Origin of the sequence: Halobacterium sp. CBA1126, assembly GCF_009741975.1 — an archaeon.
Classification (GTDB): Archaea; Halobacteriota; Halobacteria; order Halobacteriales; family Halobacteriaceae; genus Halobacterium.
In genome coordinates, this window is record NZ_WPCF01000011.1 from 22,672 (window position 1) to 38,711 (window position 16,040).

General features: G+C 71.3%; 13 protein-coding genes and 2 pseudogenes. 6 read left to right on the forward strand and 9 right to left on the reverse strand.

Translation table 11 applies throughout. The features are described 5' to 3' along the window. Positions 1-9: 9 nt before the first annotated feature. Positions 10-1,194: an alanine--glyoxylate aminotransferase family protein gene (locus tag GJ634_RS02645; RefSeq protein ID WP_157500376.1), complete on the reverse strand. Its 1,185-nt coding sequence runs from the start codon at positions 1,192-1,194 to the stop codon at positions 10-12. An 89-nt stretch (positions 1,195-1,283) separates the two neighbouring features. Between GJ634_RS02645 and GJ634_RS02650 the strand changes: the two genes are divergently transcribed. The 3 genes from GJ634_RS02650 to GJ634_RS02660 all read left to right on the forward strand — a co-directional run bounded on the left by GJ634_RS02650 (position 1,284) and on the right by GJ634_RS02660 (position 3,094). Next, on the forward strand, positions 1,284-1,829 hold the full coding sequence (locus tag GJ634_RS02650; RefSeq protein ID WP_157500377.1) for a mechanosensitive ion channel domain-containing protein: 546 nt from the start codon (positions 1,284-1,286) through the stop codon (positions 1,827-1,829). 65 nt (positions 1,830-1,894) lie between these two features. Beyond that, a complete protein-coding gene (locus GJ634_RS02655; RefSeq protein WP_157500378.1) occupies positions 1,895-2,824 on the forward strand; it encodes a metal-dependent hydrolase in 930 nt (309 codons plus the stop codon). A gap of 69 nt (positions 2,825-2,893) precedes the next feature. Continuing rightward, the gene (locus GJ634_RS02660) at positions 2,894-3,094 is read left to right on the forward strand and encodes a dodecin (protein WP_157500379.1); all 201 of its coding nucleotides are present in this window, start codon (positions 2,894-2,896) and stop codon (positions 3,092-3,094) included. On the opposite strand, the gene GJ634_RS02665 is transcribed toward GJ634_RS02660, so the two are convergent. The 4 genes from GJ634_RS02665 to hisD form a co-directional block, all read right to left on the reverse strand. Further along, the gene (locus tag GJ634_RS02665) at positions 3,091-3,456 is read right to left on the reverse strand and encodes an iron-sulfur cluster assembly accessory protein (protein ID WP_157500380.1); all 366 of its coding nucleotides are present in this window, start codon (positions 3,454-3,456) and stop codon (positions 3,091-3,093) included. The genes GJ634_RS02660 and GJ634_RS02665 overlap by 4 nt on opposite strands. Positions 3,457-3,596: 140 nt before the next feature. Further along, positions 3,597-5,219 carry a hydantoinase B/oxoprolinase family protein gene (locus GJ634_RS02670; protein WP_331713958.1) on the reverse strand — a complete coding sequence of 541 codons (1,623 nt, stop codon included), beginning with the start codon at positions 5,217-5,219 and terminating at the stop codon, positions 3,597-3,599. Next, positions 5,216-7,225: a hydantoinase/oxoprolinase family protein gene (locus tag GJ634_RS02675; protein WP_157500381.1), complete on the reverse strand. Its 2,010-nt coding sequence runs from the start codon at positions 7,223-7,225 to the stop codon at positions 5,216-5,218. The genes GJ634_RS02670 and GJ634_RS02675 overlap by 4 nt, the downstream gene beginning before the upstream one ends. Next, on the reverse strand, positions 7,222-8,499 hold the full coding sequence (gene hisD, locus GJ634_RS02680) for a histidinol dehydrogenase (RefSeq protein ID WP_157500382.1): 1,278 nt from the start codon (positions 8,497-8,499) through the stop codon (positions 7,222-7,224). Before hisD ends, GJ634_RS02675 begins: the two co-directional genes overlap by 4 nt. A 107-nt stretch (positions 8,500-8,606) precedes the next feature. On the opposite strand from hisD, the pseudogene GJ634_RS02685 reads away from it, so the two are divergent. Further along, a pseudogene (locus tag GJ634_RS02685) lies at positions 8,607-9,889 on the forward strand (methyl-accepting chemotaxis protein). Positions 9,890-9,939: 50 nt separating this feature from the next. Here the strand turns inward: GJ634_RS02685 and GJ634_RS02690 are convergent. Then, positions 9,940-10,053 (reverse strand): annotated as a pseudogene (locus GJ634_RS02690) (FAD-dependent monooxygenase); the annotation flags it as partial. A gap of 142 nt (positions 10,054-10,195) precedes the next feature. Here GJ634_RS02690 and GJ634_RS02695 point away from each other — a divergent pair. Further along, positions 10,196-12,166: a serine hydrolase gene (locus GJ634_RS02695; RefSeq protein WP_157500384.1), complete on the forward strand. Its 1,971-nt coding sequence runs from the start codon at positions 10,196-10,198 to the stop codon at positions 12,164-12,166. 29 nt (positions 12,167-12,195) lie between these two features. Here GJ634_RS02695 and GJ634_RS02700 read toward each other — a convergent pair whose 3' ends face one another. The 3 genes from GJ634_RS02700 to GJ634_RS02710 are packed head-to-tail and all read right to left on the reverse strand — an operon-like array spanning position 12,196 to position 15,052. After that, on the reverse strand, positions 12,196-12,861 hold the full coding sequence (locus GJ634_RS02700) for a hypothetical protein (RefSeq protein WP_157500385.1): 666 nt from the start codon (positions 12,859-12,861) through the stop codon (positions 12,196-12,198). A 41-nt stretch (positions 12,862-12,902) separates the two neighbouring features. Further along, entirely contained in the window at positions 12,903-14,828 is a 1,926-nt protein-coding gene (locus tag GJ634_RS02705) for a cation-translocating P-type ATPase (RefSeq protein WP_157500386.1), read from the reverse strand. Positions 14,829-14,839: 11 nt separating this feature from the next. Continuing rightward, positions 14,840-15,052 (reverse strand): heavy-metal-associated domain-containing protein, encoded by a 213-nt coding sequence (locus GJ634_RS02710; protein WP_157500387.1) that lies wholly within the window; start codon positions 15,050-15,052, stop codon positions 14,840-14,842. A 186-nt stretch (positions 15,053-15,238) separates the two neighbouring features. Here GJ634_RS02710 and GJ634_RS02715 point away from each other — a divergent pair, with 186 nt between their 5' ends. Beyond that, positions 15,239-15,772: a helix-turn-helix domain-containing protein gene (locus tag GJ634_RS02715; protein WP_157500388.1), complete on the forward strand. Its 534-nt coding sequence runs from the start codon at positions 15,239-15,241 to the stop codon at positions 15,770-15,772. Positions 15,773-16,040 lie beyond the last annotated feature (268 nt).

The following is a 16,040-nucleotide window of genomic DNA, read 5'->3' on the forward strand; positions in this document are numbered from 1 at the left end:
GGCGGTCTTCTATCGGAGCGCTTCCCGCGTAGCGGCGACTCCGGCGGCCGCGTCCACGTCCGCGCCGAGCGCGTCGAAGGCGTCCGCGAGCGCCGCGACCACGAGCGTGACGTTCTCGGGGCGCGCGCCGTGGCCCATACAGCCGATGCGGAACACGTCGCCCGCGAGGTCGCCGAGCCCGGACGCGATTTCGAGGTCGTACTGCTCGAGCACGTAGTCGATGACCTCGCCGTCGTCGACGCCGCCGGGGACGCGGACGGCGTTCAGGCTCGGCAGCCAGTAGTCGTCCTCGGGGTTGAGGCCGAGGCCCATCGCCTCCACGCCGGCCTTCAACGCGCCCGCGACGCGCTCGTGGCGCGCCCAGCGCTGCTCGATGCCCTCCTCCGCGACGAGGCGGAGCGCCTCGCGGAGCGCGTACACGTTCGAGACGGGCGCCGTGTGGTGGTACGCGCGCTCGTCGCCCCAGTACCCCTCCAGCAGGGAGAGGTCCAGGTACCACGACCGCGGGTCCTCGTCGCGGGAGAGCACCTTCTCCATCGCGTCGTCGTTCAGCGTCAGCGGGCTCGCGCCCGGCGGACACGACAGGCACTTCTGCGGGCCCGAGTACGCCGCGTCGATTCCCCACTCGTCGACGCGCAGCTCGACGCCCCCGAGGCTCGTCACGGTGTCCGCGAGCACGAGCGCGTCGTGCTCGTGGGCGATGTCCGTGAGCTCCGGGACGTTCGTCTGCTTCGCGCCCGTCGACGTCTCCGCGTGCACGAACCCGAAGACGTCGGGCTGGTGCTCGTCGAACGCCGCCTCGACGTCCGCGGGCCGGAGCGGCTCCCCCCACGGCGCGTCGACGCGCACGACCTCGCCGCCCGCGCGGCGCGCCATCTCCGCCATCCGGTCGCCGAAGTAGCCGTTCGTCGGCGCGAGGAACGTGTCCCCCGGCTCGGTGAGGTTGCCGATGGCGGCCTCCATCGCCGCCGACCCCGTCCCGGAGACCGGAATCGTCCACTCGTTGTCCGTCCGGAACGCGTACCGCAGCAGCTCCTGGGTCTCGTCCATGATGTCGACGAACGACGGGTCGAGGTGGCCCACGAGCGGCGTGCTCATCGCCTTCAGTACGCGCGGGTGGACCGGGCTCGGCCCCGGCCCCATGAGCGTTCGCTGCGGCGGGTTCAGCTCACCGACGGCTGGCGTCTCGGTCATGTGCGAACCCGAGACGGGCGCCAGCAAGAAGCTTCGGGAATCGGCACCGCGGCGGCAGGAGTTACGTGGCCGGCCCGTCTTGGGCCGGTATGCAACCCGAGTCGCCGTCGTCGCTGTCCGACCTCCTGAACGGCACCGTCGACCAGTTCGTCGGCAACGTCGCCGGCGCGCTCCCGCGCGTCCTCACCGGACTGGTCTTCCTCGCGCTCGCCGTCGTGTTGATTCGCGTCACCGTCGCCGCCGTCCGCGCGGTCCTCCGGCGCGTGTACGCCGACCAGCCCATCTACGTCCAGCTCGGCGGCACGCTCGTCGCGGTCGTCCTCTGGTTCGGCGCGCTGCTGGGCTTCCTCTCGGCGGTCGGCCTCCCCGAGATCGCGGCCGCGCTCGGCACCGCGTCGGGGTTCCTCGCGCTCGGCGTCTCCTACGCCCTCTCCGGGATGCTCGCGGACGCCGTCGCCGGCATCTACCTGCTCCGCGACCCCGACTTCAACCCCGGCGACACGGTCGTCGCGGGCGACGTCACCGGCGTCGTCGACTCCATCGAGCTCCGGAAGACGCGGTTCAGCGTCGGCGAGGACACGGTCGTCCGCGCGAACGCCGAGGTCGAGAAGAAGTGGACCAAGAAGCCGGAGTGAGCGCCGGACGAACCCTGTTAGCAGGTCACCCGCGAGTTTATGCCGTTCGGTAGAGTAGTTCGGGTATGTTCGTAGGGCACGCGACGTTCGCGTTCGGCGTCGTCGCGCTCGCCGCCGTCCGCCTCGGGGCGTCCCGCGAGCGGGCGCTCGCGCTCGGCGTCGCGGCCGGCCTGTTCGCCGCGGTCCCCGACGTCGACATGGCGTACGCCCTCGTCGGCCTCCTCACCGTCGACCCCACCAGCCCGATGGCCGTCGCGCAGTCGTTCTGGGGCGCGTCGACGGTCGTCCACCGCGCGGTCACGCACTCGCTGGTGGTGGGGGTGCCGGCGGCCGCCGCGTTCGCGCTCGCGCCCACCCACCGCCGGCTCGCCGCCGCCGCGCTCGCCGCGCTCGTCGGCGTCGGCGTCGCCGTCTCCGGGCCGCTCCCCGCCGTCATCGTCGGGCTGTTCGCCGCCGGCGGCTGGTTCGTCGCGCACGCCGCCCACGCGTACGACGTCCGCGGCGCCACCCTGTTCGGGGTCGCGCTCGTCGGCCTCCTCACGCACCCGTTCGGCGACCTGTTCACGGGCCAACCCCCGGAGCTGTTCTACCCGCTCGACGTCGCCGTCCTCGACGGTCGCGTCGCGCTGTCCGCGGACCCGACGCTGCACCTGCTCGGCGCGTTCGGCGTCGAGCTGTTCGCCATCTGGCTCGGCGTCGCGGCCGCGCTCTGGCTGACCGGCCGCCGGTTCGCCGACCACGTGAACCCGCGGGCGGCGTCCGGCGCCGCGTACGCGCTCGCCGTGCTCGTGTTGCCGCCGCCGACCGTCGACGCCTCCTACCAGTTCGTGTTCAGCGTCGTCGCGGTCGGGTTCGTCGGCGTCGTCCCCGCGCCCCGGTTCGGCCAGCGCTCGCTGGCGCTGCCGTCGCTGCCGACCGGCCTCGTCACCGGGCTCGCCGCCGTCACGCTCGCCGGCGTCGCGTACGCCGTCGCGTACGCGACCGGCCTCGCGTAGCTGCCGGCGCCGGCCGCGACCGCTCCCTAGCGAGTAATTTTATCCGGCTTCCCGGCGAACTGTCGGGCGATGGTATACAAGAAGATCCGACTCATCGGGACCAGCGAGGAGAGCTTCGACGCGGCCGCCGACGAGGCGATCGACCGCGCGGAGGACACGCTGGACAACGTGAAGTGGGCGGAAGTCGTCGAACAGGGCGTCGAAATCGCGAGCGTCGAGAACCGACAGTACCAGGTCGAGGTCGAAGTCGCCTTCGAGCTGGAGAACTAAGTCCGGAAGGACTCGCCGCAGCCGCACTCGCTCTCGACGTTCGGGTTCTGGACGTGGAAGCCCGCGCCCTGTAGCCCGCCCTCGAAGTCGAGCTGGCTGCCGCCGACGTAGCTCAGGCTGGACTGGTCGACGAACAGCCGCAGTCCGTTACTCTCGAAGATCTGGTCCTCGGGCTCGGGCTCGTGCTCGAAGCGCATCCCGTAGGAGAGCCCGGCGCAGCCGCCCTGCTGGACGTACAGCCGCAGGCCGGCCTCCGAGGCGTCCATGTCTTCGCTCTCCATGAGCTCGCGGGCCTGCTCGGCCGCGGGCTCGGTGGCCGTGACCACCGTGTCTCCCTCCCCATTCTCGACGGTCGCGCTCATGTCGAATACGTTCGGGGCCCGCAGTCATAAGCGTGGTGCCGGGGACGAACGCTCGCCGCGTCTGCGGCGCGCCGGGCACGCGAGCCCCGAGTTCGCTCCCCTCGCCGGCGTCAGCGCCGCGCGAGCGCCGAGTCGCGCCGTCATTCGTCTACCTTCCCGTCGCGGCGGTCGGCCTCTCGCGCGTCCGCCGAGCGGTCCTCGGGGTCGCCGTGGCCGCCGCCGCCGGGCGTCCGTATCCGCACGGTCGACCCGGCGCTGACGTCGACGGACGCCTTCGACGGCACGCGCTCGCCGTCGACGAGGTTCTCGCCGGTCGCGCCGTCCTCGCCGCCGTCGACGCCCGCGGGCGCGGTGCGGCGGCGCTCGGTGAGCAGCGAGACGGTCGCGTCGGTCTGGAGCGTGACGGCGCGCTCGAGGCCGAGGCCGCCGCGGTACTCGCCGTCGCCGCCGCTGGACGGCCGGAGCGCGTACGTCTCGACGCGCATCGGGTACTCCGTCTCGAGGGCCTCGACGGGCGTGTTCAGCGTGTTCGTCATCCCGACCTGGACGCCGTCCATGCCGTCCTTGTCGGGGCGCGCGCCGAAGCCGCCAGCGATGGTCTCGTAGTACGTGAACTCGCCGTCGCGGTCGCCGACGATGAGGTTGTTCATCGTCCCCTGACTGCCGGCCGGCACGCGGTCCGGGATGGCGTCCGCGAGCGCGGCGAGCGTGACGTCGGTCACCCGCTGGCTGGTCTCGACGTTCCCGCCGACCACCGCGGCCGGCGGCGCGGGGTTGAGCAGCGACCCCTCGGGCGCCGAGACGGACACCGGCTCGTAGCAGCCGTGGTTCGGCGGAATCTCCGGGTCCGTGACCGCGCGGACGACGAAGTAGACCGCGCTCTTCGCGACGGACAGCGGCGCGTTGAGGTTGCCGGCGACCTGGTCGGCGGCCCCCGCGAAGTCGACGTCGAGCGCGGAGCCGTCGACGGTGACCGTCGCCTCCACGGGGATGTCCTCGTCGGTCACACCGTCGCCCTCGAGGACGTCCCGCGCGTCGTACTCGCCGTCCGGGAGCTCCGCGATTTCGGCCTCCATGCGGTCACGCGAGTAGTCGACGACCGCGTCGAAGGCGTCCAGCAACAGCGGCCCGTGGTCGTCGAGGAGCTCCCCGACGCGTTCCTCCGCGCGCTCGTTCGCGGCGCGCTGGGCCTGCAGGTCCGCCCGCCGCTCGTCGGGCGTCCTGACGTTCGCCAGCAGCACGTCGAGGACGCCCTCGTTCAGGTCGCCGCCGTCGACGAGCCGAACCGCTGGCAGGCGGAGGCCCTCCTCGTATATCTCGCGGGCGCCCGGCGGCATGCTGCCGGGGGCGCTCCCGCCGACGTCGGCGTGGTGGGCGCGCGAGACGGCGAACCCGAGGACGTCGCCCTCGGGCGCGATGGTGGAGACCAGCGTGACGTCCGGGAGGTGGGTGCCGCCCTCGAACGGGTCGTTCACGACGAAGACGTCCCCGGGACGGGGGTTCTCGTCGAGCACGACGTCGACGGCGTCCGGCATCGCGCCGAGGTGGACGGGGATGTGTTCGGCCTGCGCGACCATCCGGCCGTCGGCGTCGAACAGCGCGGTCGAGCAGTCCTGTCGCTCCTTGATGTTCGGCGAGTACGCCCCCGTGATGAGGACGTGGCCCATCTCCTCGGCGACGCTCTCCAGGTGGTTCCGGAGAATCTCCAGGGTCACGGGGTCGACGTCCCCGCCGGACGCCCGCCCCGCGCGTTCGTCGGTCACGCGTCGCCCACCTCCGAGACGAGGGCGCCGTCCGCACGCACCGTGACGTCCCAGGCCGGCGGGACGACGACCGTGCTCTCGTCCTGTTCGATGATGGCCGGCCCGCCGAGCGTCCGCCCCGGGCGGAGGCGTTCGCGCTCGTACACCGGCGTCTCGTAGACGCCGTCCTCGAAGGTCGCGTCCCGCGTCCCCTTCAGCGGGTCGCCGGCCGCCTCGTACGCGACGTCCGGCACGGGGCGTTCGACGGTCGCGGTCACGCGGCAGTTGACCAGGTGGACCGGCTCGTCCATCCGGTAGCCGTACGCGGACTCGTGGGCGTCCTCGAACCGGTTCCGGGCGTCCCCGCGGTCGAACGAGTCGCCGACGTCGACCGAGAGCTCGAAGCTCTGCCCGGCGTACCGGAGGTCCGCCGAGTACGCGACCGTCGCTCCGTCGGGGTCGCTGACCGCCGCCAGCACCTCGTCGCGGAGGTCGGCGTAGATGCCCTCGACCGCGTCGGCGTCGACGTCGGCCAGCGGCCGCCGGTGGGTGCGGACCGCGTCCTGTTTCTCGTCGGCGGCCAGCAGGCCGTACGCCGACAGGACGCCGGACGCGCGCGGCACCACCACGCGCTCCATGTCGAGGCTCTCCGCGATGGAGACCGCGTGCATCGGCCCGGCGCCGCCGAACGCGACGAGGCCGAACGTCCGCGGGTCGTAGCCGCGCTCGACGGTCACCGACCGGATGGCGCGGGTCATGTTCGCGTTCGCCACCCGGTAGACGCCCCGGGTGGCCTCCACGGGGTCGTCCATGCCCGCTTCCGCCGCGAGGTCGCCGATGGCGTCGTACGCCGCCTGCTCGTCCAGCGAGAGTTCGCCGCCGAGGCTCGTGCTCGACCCGATGTAGCCGAGCACGAGGTTGGCGTCCGTGACCGTCGGCTTCGTGCCGCCGCGGCCGTAACACGCCGGCCCCGGCTCCGCGCCCGCCGACCGCGGGCCGATGCGGAGCGCGCCGCCGGCGTCCACCCACGCGATGGACCCGCCGCCCGCGCCGACCGTCTCGACGTCGACCATCGGCGTCCTTATCGGGCGGTCGTTGATTTCGCCGTCGGTCGTCCGCTCGACGTCGCCGTCGCGCACGAGGCTGACGTCGCTGGACGTCCCGCCCATGTCGAACGTGACGAACCCCGAGGTCGCGTCGCTGTCCGCGTCGTCGGTCGCCATCGCGTTCGCGCCGACGACGCCCGCGGCCGGCCCCGAGAGGACCGTCAGGACGGCGTTCCGGCGGACGGTCTCCGCGTCGGTGATGCCGCCGTTCGCCTGCATGATTCGCGGCTGCGGGAGGCCGGCGTCGGCCGCGCGCTCGGAGAGGTGGCCGACGTACCGGTCGATGGCCGGCCGCACGTACGCGTCGACGACGGTCGTGGCGGTCCGCTCGTACTCGCGGAACTCCGCGAGGACCTCGTGGGAGGTCGAGACGGGCACGTCAAGTTCCTCCCGGAGGACCGCGGCGACCCGGCGCTCGTTCTCCGGGTGGGCGTACGCGTGGAGGAGCGAGACGGCGACGGCCTCGGCGCCCGACTCGCGGATGGCGTCGGCCACCGACCGGACCTCGGCCTCGTCGACGGCGCGCTCGACGCCGTCGGTGGTCGTCCGCTCGTCGACCTCGAACCGGCGGCGCCGCGGCACCAGCGGCGTCGGCTTCTCCGCTTCGAGGTCGTACAGCGAGGGGCGGTCCTGTCGGCCGATTTCGAGGACGTCGCGGAACCCCTCGGTCGTGACGAGCGCGGTCCTCGCGCCCGACTCCTCGAGGAGCGCGTTCACCGAGACGGTCATCGCGTGCGAGAACCCCTCGAGCTGGCCGGGTTCGACGCCCGCCTCGGCGCACGCCTTCTCGATGCCCGCCATCACGCCGTCGCTCTGGTCGTCCGTGCTCGGCACCTTCGCCGTGACGAGCTCGCCGTCCGCCAGCAGCGTCACGTCCGTGAACGTCCCGCCGACGTCGACGCCCACGACGCGGTCGCTCATCCGTCCTCGAAGCGCGCGTCCACGCTCGCGGCGTGGGCTTCGAGGCCCTCGGCCTCGGCGAGCGTCGTCACGGTCTCCCGGAGGTCCGCGAGCGCGCCCTCGTCGAGGCGCTGGACGGTCGTCGACCGGAGGAACGTGTCCACGGAGAGCCCGCCGGCGACCTTCGCCTTCCCGTTCGTCGGGAGCACGTGGTTCGTCCCCGTGGCGTAGTCGCCCGCGGCGACGGGCGCGTACGGCCCGAGGAACACCGACCCCGCGGAGTCGACGCGGTCCAGCAGCTCCTCGTCGTCGTCGGCCTGAATCGAGAGGTGTTCGGCGGCGTACTCCTCGGCGAACAGCACCGCCTCGCTCATCGAGCGCGCGACGAACACGCCGCTGGCGCCGCTCCCGAGGGCCTCCCGAATCGTCTCCGCGCGCTCCCGGTCGTCGACGCCGGCCTCGACAGCCGCGCAGATTTCCCCCGCGGTCGCCTCGTCGTCGGTGACCGCGACGACGCTGGACTCGGGGTCGTGTTCGGCCTGCGCGAGCAGGTCCGCCGCGACGTACTCGGGGTCGGCGGTCTCGTCGGCGACCACCAGCAGTTCGGAGGGACCCGCGAGGAAGTCGATGTCGACGTCCCCGCGGACTTCGGCCTTCGCCGCGGTGACGAACTTGTTGCCCGGGCCGACGACCTTCTGCACGCGGTCGACGGTCTCGGTCCCGTACGCCAGCGCCGCGACGGCCTGCGCGCCGCCGGAGGCGTACACGCGGTCCGCGCCCGCGACGTGCATCGCCGCCATCGTCACCGGGTTCAGCTCCTCGGCGGGCGGCGTCGCGACCGCCACCTGTTCGACGCCCGCGACCTTCGCGGGAACGACGCCCATCAGCACCGACGACGGGTACGCCGCGGTGCCGCCGGGCGCGTACACGCCGACGCGCTCGATGGGGCGGAACCGCCGCCCGAGCTCCCGGCCCTCGGAGAACTCCCGGCGCCAGTCCTCCGGCAGTTGGGCCTCGTGGAACTCCCGGACGTTCGCCGCGGCGTCCTCGATGGCCGCGCGGGTCTCCTCGTCCAGTTCCTCGTAGGCGCGCTCGGCCTCGTCCGTGACGTCGACGTTCCCCAGCTCCACGTCGTCGAACTCGCTGGCGTACTGGCGGAGCGCCACGTCGCCCTCCTCGCGGACGCGCTCGACGATGTCCCGGACCGTCGACCGGACCGACTCCACGCCCGCCGTGCGCTCGAACAGCGCGCGGCGGCGGTCCGGCCCGAGGTCCGCGACGGCTTCGTAGTCCATACGCGCCGTTGGAGCGGCCGGCGAAAAGGCGTTTCCATCCGTGGGACTGGTCGACGCCCGGGCGAGCTTTCAGAGGCGTTATCACGGACCTCCGCCGAGACGGGGACATGAGCATCGACGCGCTCGTCGACGACGCGGCCGCCGCGTGGCAGCCGCTGACCGAGCAGTTCTTCGCAGAGTACCCCGAGCCGCTGTTCGTCGTGGACGACGACGGCCGCATCGCGCTGTGGAACGACGCCGTCGTGGAGATGACGGGCCTCCCTCGCGAGGAAGCGGTCGGCGTGGAGGCCATCGACGTGTTCGGGACGGAGGGCCAGACCGAGACGCTCGCGGACGCGGTGATGCGGTCGGGCGAGGCCGTCCGCGAGGACGCCATCCGGTCCGCGGAGATGGGCGGCCAGCAGCTCCACGCGCAGGCGTCCGCGACGCCGCTGGAGGGCCCGGACGGCGAGGTGGTCGGCGCGGTCGAAGTGCTGACGCTCGTGACCGACGTGGTCCAGCAGCGCGAGCGCGTCGAACGCGTCCAGGAGACCCTCTCCGAGGAGGTCGAAGGCGCCGTCGACGAACTGCGGGCGGCCAGCGAGGACGTCGCGGCGTCCAGCCGGGAGATTCGCGACCTCGCGTCCGGGCAGGCGGACGACCTCGAGGAGGTCTCCGGGGAGGTCTCGACGTTCAGCGCGACCGTCGAGGAGGTCGCCGCCAGCGCCGACGAGGTCCGCGGGCGGAGCAACGACGCCATGGAGCGCGCCCGCGAGTCCCGGGAGGCCGCCGAGCGCGTGCTCGACGCCGTCGACGCGTTCGCGGAGACCGCGGACACCGTCGAGAGGAACACCGACGAGCTCCGCGAGCGCCTCGAGGAGATCGACCGCGTGGTCGAGGTCATCACGGACATCGCCGACCAGACGAACCTGCTCGCGCTGAACGCGAACATCGAGGCCGCCCGCGCGGCGAAGCCGGCAGCGGGTTCGAGGTCGTCGCCGACGAGGTCAAGGAGCTCGCCGAGCAGTCCCAGTCCGAGGTCGGGGAGATCGAGGCGCTGGTCGCCGACATCAAGGCGGACAGCCGGGAGACCGCCGAGAGCGTCGCGGAAGCCACCGACCGCGTCGCCGACGCCCGCGAGGCCGCGGAGGCGCTCGTGGAGAACCAGCGCGAGATCGAGACGCTCGTCCGCGAGACCGCCGAGGGGATGGACGAGATAGCGAACGCGACCGACGACCAGGCCGCCAGCGCCGAGGAGATCGCGACCGTCGTCGACGACGTCGCCGACCGCGCCGACCACGTCGCCGAGGAGACCGCGAGCCTCGCGGCCGCCCACGACCAGCAGACGGAGATGCTCGCGGACATCGAGGACGCCATCGAGGACGCCGAACGCCAACTCGACGAGGAGTAGTCGGGGCCCGAGGCGGTCCGCCACGGGGCTCGTGACGCGCGGCGCTACTGTCGGTCGCCGAGCGCGACGTCGACGCCGCTGCGCGCCAAGAGGTACGCGAGGACGGCGCCCCCGGGCCCGCAGCCGACGACGACCACGTCCGCTGATTCGGTGCGCTCGCTCACGTGCTCGCGCCGGCCGGTCCGAGAGGCCACTCTAACACGGGCGTACAGTCGCGCCGGCAGCACCAGCTGTATTGCTGCGTTCGGCGGCGTACACCCCGAACAGTTATCTGTCAGCGTCGAATACAGTTCCGCTCGTGCAGCGATGCCCTCCACGACGACGCGCCGCGGTTTCGTAGCCGGCGTCGCCGCCGGGAGCGCCGCACTCGTCGGCACCGGCAGCGCCGCGACGGCTCGCGGGTCGACGCGACCGCGAGCCGGCCAGTCCAGTCTCGCAACGGTCGTCAGCGACGCGCTCCGGGAGGCGATGGCCGAGTACGACGCGGACGGCGCGACGGTCGGCGTCGTCGCGGACGGCGAGCCGGTCCTCACGGAGGGCGTCGGGCACGCGTACCGGAACCCCGACGCGCCCGTCGACCCCGAGGAGACGCTGTTCCGCGTCGGCTCCGTCTCGAAAGTCCCCACGTTCGTCGCGGCGATGCGGCTCGTCGACGAGGGCGCGGTCGCCCCGGACGACCCCGTCGCACCACGCCTCGACTCCGTCACCGTCCCCGGCGGCGGGGAGCCGATTACGCTCGCCCACCTCGCCACCCACACGTCCGGGTTCGAGCAGCGGTACGTCGGCCAAGTCGCCACCAGCATCGAAGACGTCCGACCCCTCCCGGCGGTCCTCGAAGCGAACCACCCCGCTCGGGTCAACCCGCCCGGCGAACTCCCGCTCTACACGAACTACAACGCCGGACTGGCGGGCCAGTTCGTCGCGGACGTCCACGGGACGGACTTCGAGACGGCCGTCGCCGACCTCGTCTTCGACCGGCTGGGGATGACCGACAGCACGTTCGACCCGCTCCCCGCTGCACTCGTGGGCGGCCGCGACGACGCCGCAGACGACGTCTCGTGGTACTCGGGGATGGCGCCCGCGTCCGGGCTCTCGGCCACCGCAGCGGACGCGGTCGCGCTCCTGCAGGCGCTCGCCACCGACGGCGCGACGCCCGCAGGGAGAGTGCTGTCGCCGGCGGCCACAGCCGCCCTCCGCGACCAGTGGCACACGCCCCACGACGCGCTGGCCGGCATCGCGTTCGGCATGAAGCGCCAGCGCCGCGGCGACACGCTCGTCGTCGGGCATCAGGGGTCGGTCCGGGACTTCCGGACGGACTTCCGACTCGTCCCCGACGACGGCGCGGGCCTGTTCGTCTCCGTGCACGGCGCCGACGCGAACGACGTGCAGGCCGCGGTCACCGACGCCTTCCTCGAGGCCGTCGCGCCGGTCGAAGCGCCCGAAACCGCGGGCGACGGCGGCCTCGACGCGGCGAGCGCCGTCACGGGCGAGTACAAGCCCGTGATGGCGACCGACGCGGCCTCCCACGAGAAGCTCCTCTACCACCTCCTCGCGAGCGAGACGACCCTCAGGACCACCGCTGACGGGCGGCTGGAGACGGTACGGGGCGGCACGACCCACCGGTGGACCGCGGTGTCGCCGCGCGTGTTCCGGCGTTCGGACGGCGCGGACGCGCTCGTCGTCGAGTCGAGGGCGGACGGCGGCCGGTACGCGTTCTACGCCAGCGACCCGTGGTCGCCGCTGGAAGCCGTCCCGTGGCACGGGCGCTCGCCTTCCACCGACTGCTCGCCGCGCTGGCCACTCTCGCCGTCCTGTCCGGGGCGCTCGGCTGGCCGCTGGCCGCCGGCCGGCGTCGGTTCCGCGGCGGCGACTCGCCGCCACCGTCGCTCTCCCGGAGTCGGTGGCTCGCGGGCGGCGCGACGGCGGCCCTGTTCGCGTTCGCAGCCGTCGCGGTGTTCGGCGTCTTCGACCGCTGGCTGTACGACCCGCCGGCCGCTCTCGACCTGCTGTTCGCGGTGCCGGCGCTCGCCGCGGTGGCGACAGTTGCCGCCGCCGGCATCGCGCTCCGCGCGTGGTACAGGGGCGAGTGGACGCGACTTGCGCGCGTCCACACCACGCTCGTCGTCGCCGGGCTGGGCGTCCTCTGCCTGCTCTGCCGGTACTGGAACCTCCTCGAACTGCCGCTCTAATGGCCGTTCAGAACGGGAGCGGCGACCGGGAGGAGCTACGTCGTCGAGACGTGTGCGCCCGCGACACGACCGGGCGACAATCTACTAGCCGGCTCGGTGGCAGTGAAACCGAGCGTTCTATGCTGAGTGTTCGATGGTCGTCACGGTGAACAGCGAGTCGTCGGAGAGGACACGCTGGACACGGCCGTGCCACACGTCGGCGAACAGTTCGCGCTCGTCCTCGCTCGCGGTCCCCTCGATGATCTGCTGGAGGTTGCCGAGGGCTGGGCCGCCATCCGGCACGTCGCCGACGTGGTAGGTCACCTCGACAGTTTCGTCAGTGTCGGTCCGGCGGAAGCGGAACGTCGGGACAGCACCGTCGGCGTCGAACGCGTCGAACGTGAGCATGTTCTGGCGGTCACCGTGACCGCCGGCGAGCCCACCGAACCCGTCTTCCTGAGCGGCGCCGGTCACGTACGAGATGAGCCGTCCCATCACGCCGTAGGTGGCGTCGTCACGCGGCCCCGCAGCGAGTACTTCGACCTCGCTTCGGACGGGGAATTCGTCGGGATACAGCGCGTCGAGGCCCAACTGGACGATGCGATAGGCGCCCGACGCAGTCGGACACGAGTGGCCCGCCGCCTTCACCACGTCCCTGTAGGTGACGACGAACGGGTCGCCGGACTCGAGGACGGCGAGTGCGTCCGCGACTGGGTCGCGGATACGGATTGCTTCGACGTCGTATTCGACAGCCCAGTTCCCCTCGGTACGGCCGGTGTCGGTCGGTGTCGTGTTTTCTGCCATTATGAGTGGGTCGTGATCGCTCGTTCGTGGTTCGACGCTGTTCAGTACCGCAGCAGTCGCATGCCGTTGCCGATGACGGCGAGGACGCTGGCCTCGTGGACGAGCATTCCGAGCGCGAGCGTGACGTAGCTCGTCAGGACGCCCGCCAGCAGGAGCGTCACCGTCAGCACCGCAAGCCCGACGTTCTCGTAGATGTTCCACCGGGTGGCCTTGCTGAGTGTCACCGCGTAGGGGATGCGGTCGAGGTCGTCCGCCATCAGCGCCATATCCGCCGTCTCGATGGCGGTGTCCGTCCCGGCGGCGCCCATGGCGATGCCCACGTCGGCGGTCGCTAGCGACGGCGCGTCGTTGATGCCGTCGCCGACCATCGCCACGACGTGGCCGTCCTCGCGGAACGCCTCGATGACCGCCTGCTTGTCTTCGGGGAGCAGTTCCGCGCGGTAGTCGTCGATGCCGACTTCCTCGGCGACGGCACGGGCGGTGTGCTCGTTGTCTCCGGTGAGCATCACCGTCTCGATACCGGCGTCCTGGAGCTCCTGGACGACGCCGGGCGCCGCCTCGCGGAGCTCGTCGCACATAGCGACGGCGCCGACGACGACGCCGTCACGCACTACGTGGACGACAGTCTCGCCGCGCTCCTCGCGTTCGCGGACGTAGTCGCCGACTTCCTCGGCGACCTCGATATCGCGTTCGGCGAGCAACGAGCGGTTCCCGACGACGATCTCGCGGCCGTCGTAGAGGGCGACCACGCCCTTGCCAGCGATCACCTCGAAGCTCTCGGGGTCGGGGACCGGGCGTGCTTCCCCGGGTGCTGATTCGGTGTCTGCCTGGACGGCTTCCGTCCCGCCATCGGTGACTGCGGCCGGGCGGTCCTGCGCCGCTTCGAGGATGGCGTCACCGAGGTGGTGTTCGCTCTTCTTCTCGGCGACCGCCGCGAGTTCCAGCACCTCGTCGGCCTCGGCGTCGAACCCTGCGACGTCGGCCACAGTCGTTTCGCCCTTGGTGAGCGTGCCGGTCTTGTCGAAGGCGACGAGGTCGATTTTGCCGGCCTGTTCGAGATGCTCGCCGCCCTTCATGAGGACGCCCGAACGTGCGGCGTTGCCGATAGCCGAGACGATGCTGACCGGCGGCCCGATCACCAGCGCGCCCGGACACCCGATGACGAGCAGCGTCAGTGACAGAATCGCGTTCTGTGTGGCTGCGTAGGCGCCGGCGGAGAGCGCCAGCACACCGGGCGTGTAGTACTTGGCGAAGCGGTCGATTAGGCTCTCGGTCGGTGACTGGGCCTCCTGGGCCGCCTCGACGCGCCGGATAATCCGCTGGAGCGTGGTATCGGTGCCGGAGCCGGTCGTCTCGACCTCCAGCGAGCCCTCCTGATTGATCGTCCCGGCGTAGACTTCGTCGCCGTCGGCTTTGTGGACGGGCGCGCTCTCGCCGGTCACCGGCGCCTGGTTGACGGCGCTCTCGCCCTCGACGACGTCGCCGTCCACGGGAATCTTCTCGCCGGGTTTGACGATCACGACCTCGCCCGCTTCGACCTCGCGGGCGGGGACCGCTCGTTGTTCGCCGTCGCGGCGCACGGTGGCCGTGTCCGGCGTCATCTCCAGCAGTTCTTCGAGGGCGTTGCGCGTCTTGCGCATCGTCCGCCCTTCGAGGTACGAGCCCAGCGTGAACAGGAAGACCACTGCGGCGGCCTCCCAGTACGACCCGATAGCGATCGCGCCGACGGCGGCCAGCGTCACGAGCGTCTTGATGCCGAGCGTCCGGTTTTCGACCTCGTGGTAGGCGGTTTTAGCGATGTCGTAGCCGCCGACGATAGCTGCGAGGACCAGGATCGCAGCGCTCGCCGTGTCGACGGTCGAAACGTAACCGAGGGTCCATCCACCGGCATAGAGGATGCCGCTCACCGCGACGATGATGGCTTTCCGGTGTTTGCGGTAGTGCTGTTTGACTGATCGAGTATCCATAGCTCGTCTCCTCAGGCGGGCTGGGGCGTGTACCCCTGGTTCTCGATGGTCTGTTCGAACGTGGAGGGGTCGGCGACCGAATCGTCGTAGTCGATCTCGACGCGGCCGGTCGAGTAGTGTACCTCGACGTCTTCGACGCCCTCCTGATTCGAGAGGGCGCGTTCGACGGTGCTCGCACAGCTCGGGCAGTCGAAGTCCATCACGCGGAGTTGGGTTTCGCTCATTACAGTTCCACGTAGCACCCGCACCCCCTAAAGTATTTTTTATATGATATGTTTGAATCCCTATACGGGGTGTTTGAGCGGACAAACGGGTCGTCTAGAGCTTCCACTGAATCGCCGGTGGAGGCGTCAAACAGGCCCCATACAACGGTCGTTACTACTTAAGGTGCACGCGGCGTCGGTTCACATATGAGCACGCCCGATGCCGGGAACGACCTCGACGACATCGCCGTTCGGGACACCCGAGTGTCCGACGCCATCGACGAACCGATGCGGGCGATGATTCTCGACATACTCGCTGACGAGACGCTGACAGCGAGCGGGGTCCACGACCGGCTCGCCGACAGAGGCATCCACCGGACGGAGAACACGGTGCGCCACCACATCAACGAACTTCGGGACGCCGGCCTCGTCGACGTCGTCCGGTTCGAAGAGGGGCGTGGCGGGACGACAAAGTACTACGGGGCGAACACGACCATCCTCTCGTACTCGATTCCGGAGTCGGCCGACCCGGCCATCCAGGAGATGGTCGGTGCCGTCCAATCACAGGTCGAGGCAGCGCTCGCCACGCTGACCGACGAGTACGGCGACGTTATCGACGATATCACGGCAGAGATGGAGCCCTGTGAGCACTGCCGCACGCAGAAATACGAGACGTACGTGATGTTGACGGTCCTCCGACGAGCGTTCGTCCGAGCACAGCAAGACCGGGAGTCCGCCTAACCAACGATAATCATTGGAACACAGCTGGAGAGCGGGCTGTTACGGGAATCCGAGTCCCCACCAAAGAGGCCACCGTTAGAGTGTGCGCCCGCGACACTATCGGGCGACCATCTGCGCCCAGTGAAACGAACGCAGTCCAGCATCCGGCGACCGAGTGGTCCGAAGGACCCGGAGGGTCGCCGGTTCGCTGCGAGAGCGAACGAAGTGAGCGAGCGCGGGCCGACGAGCGACTAAGCGCCGAAGGCGCGCTGGAGTGAGGAGTGCTTTT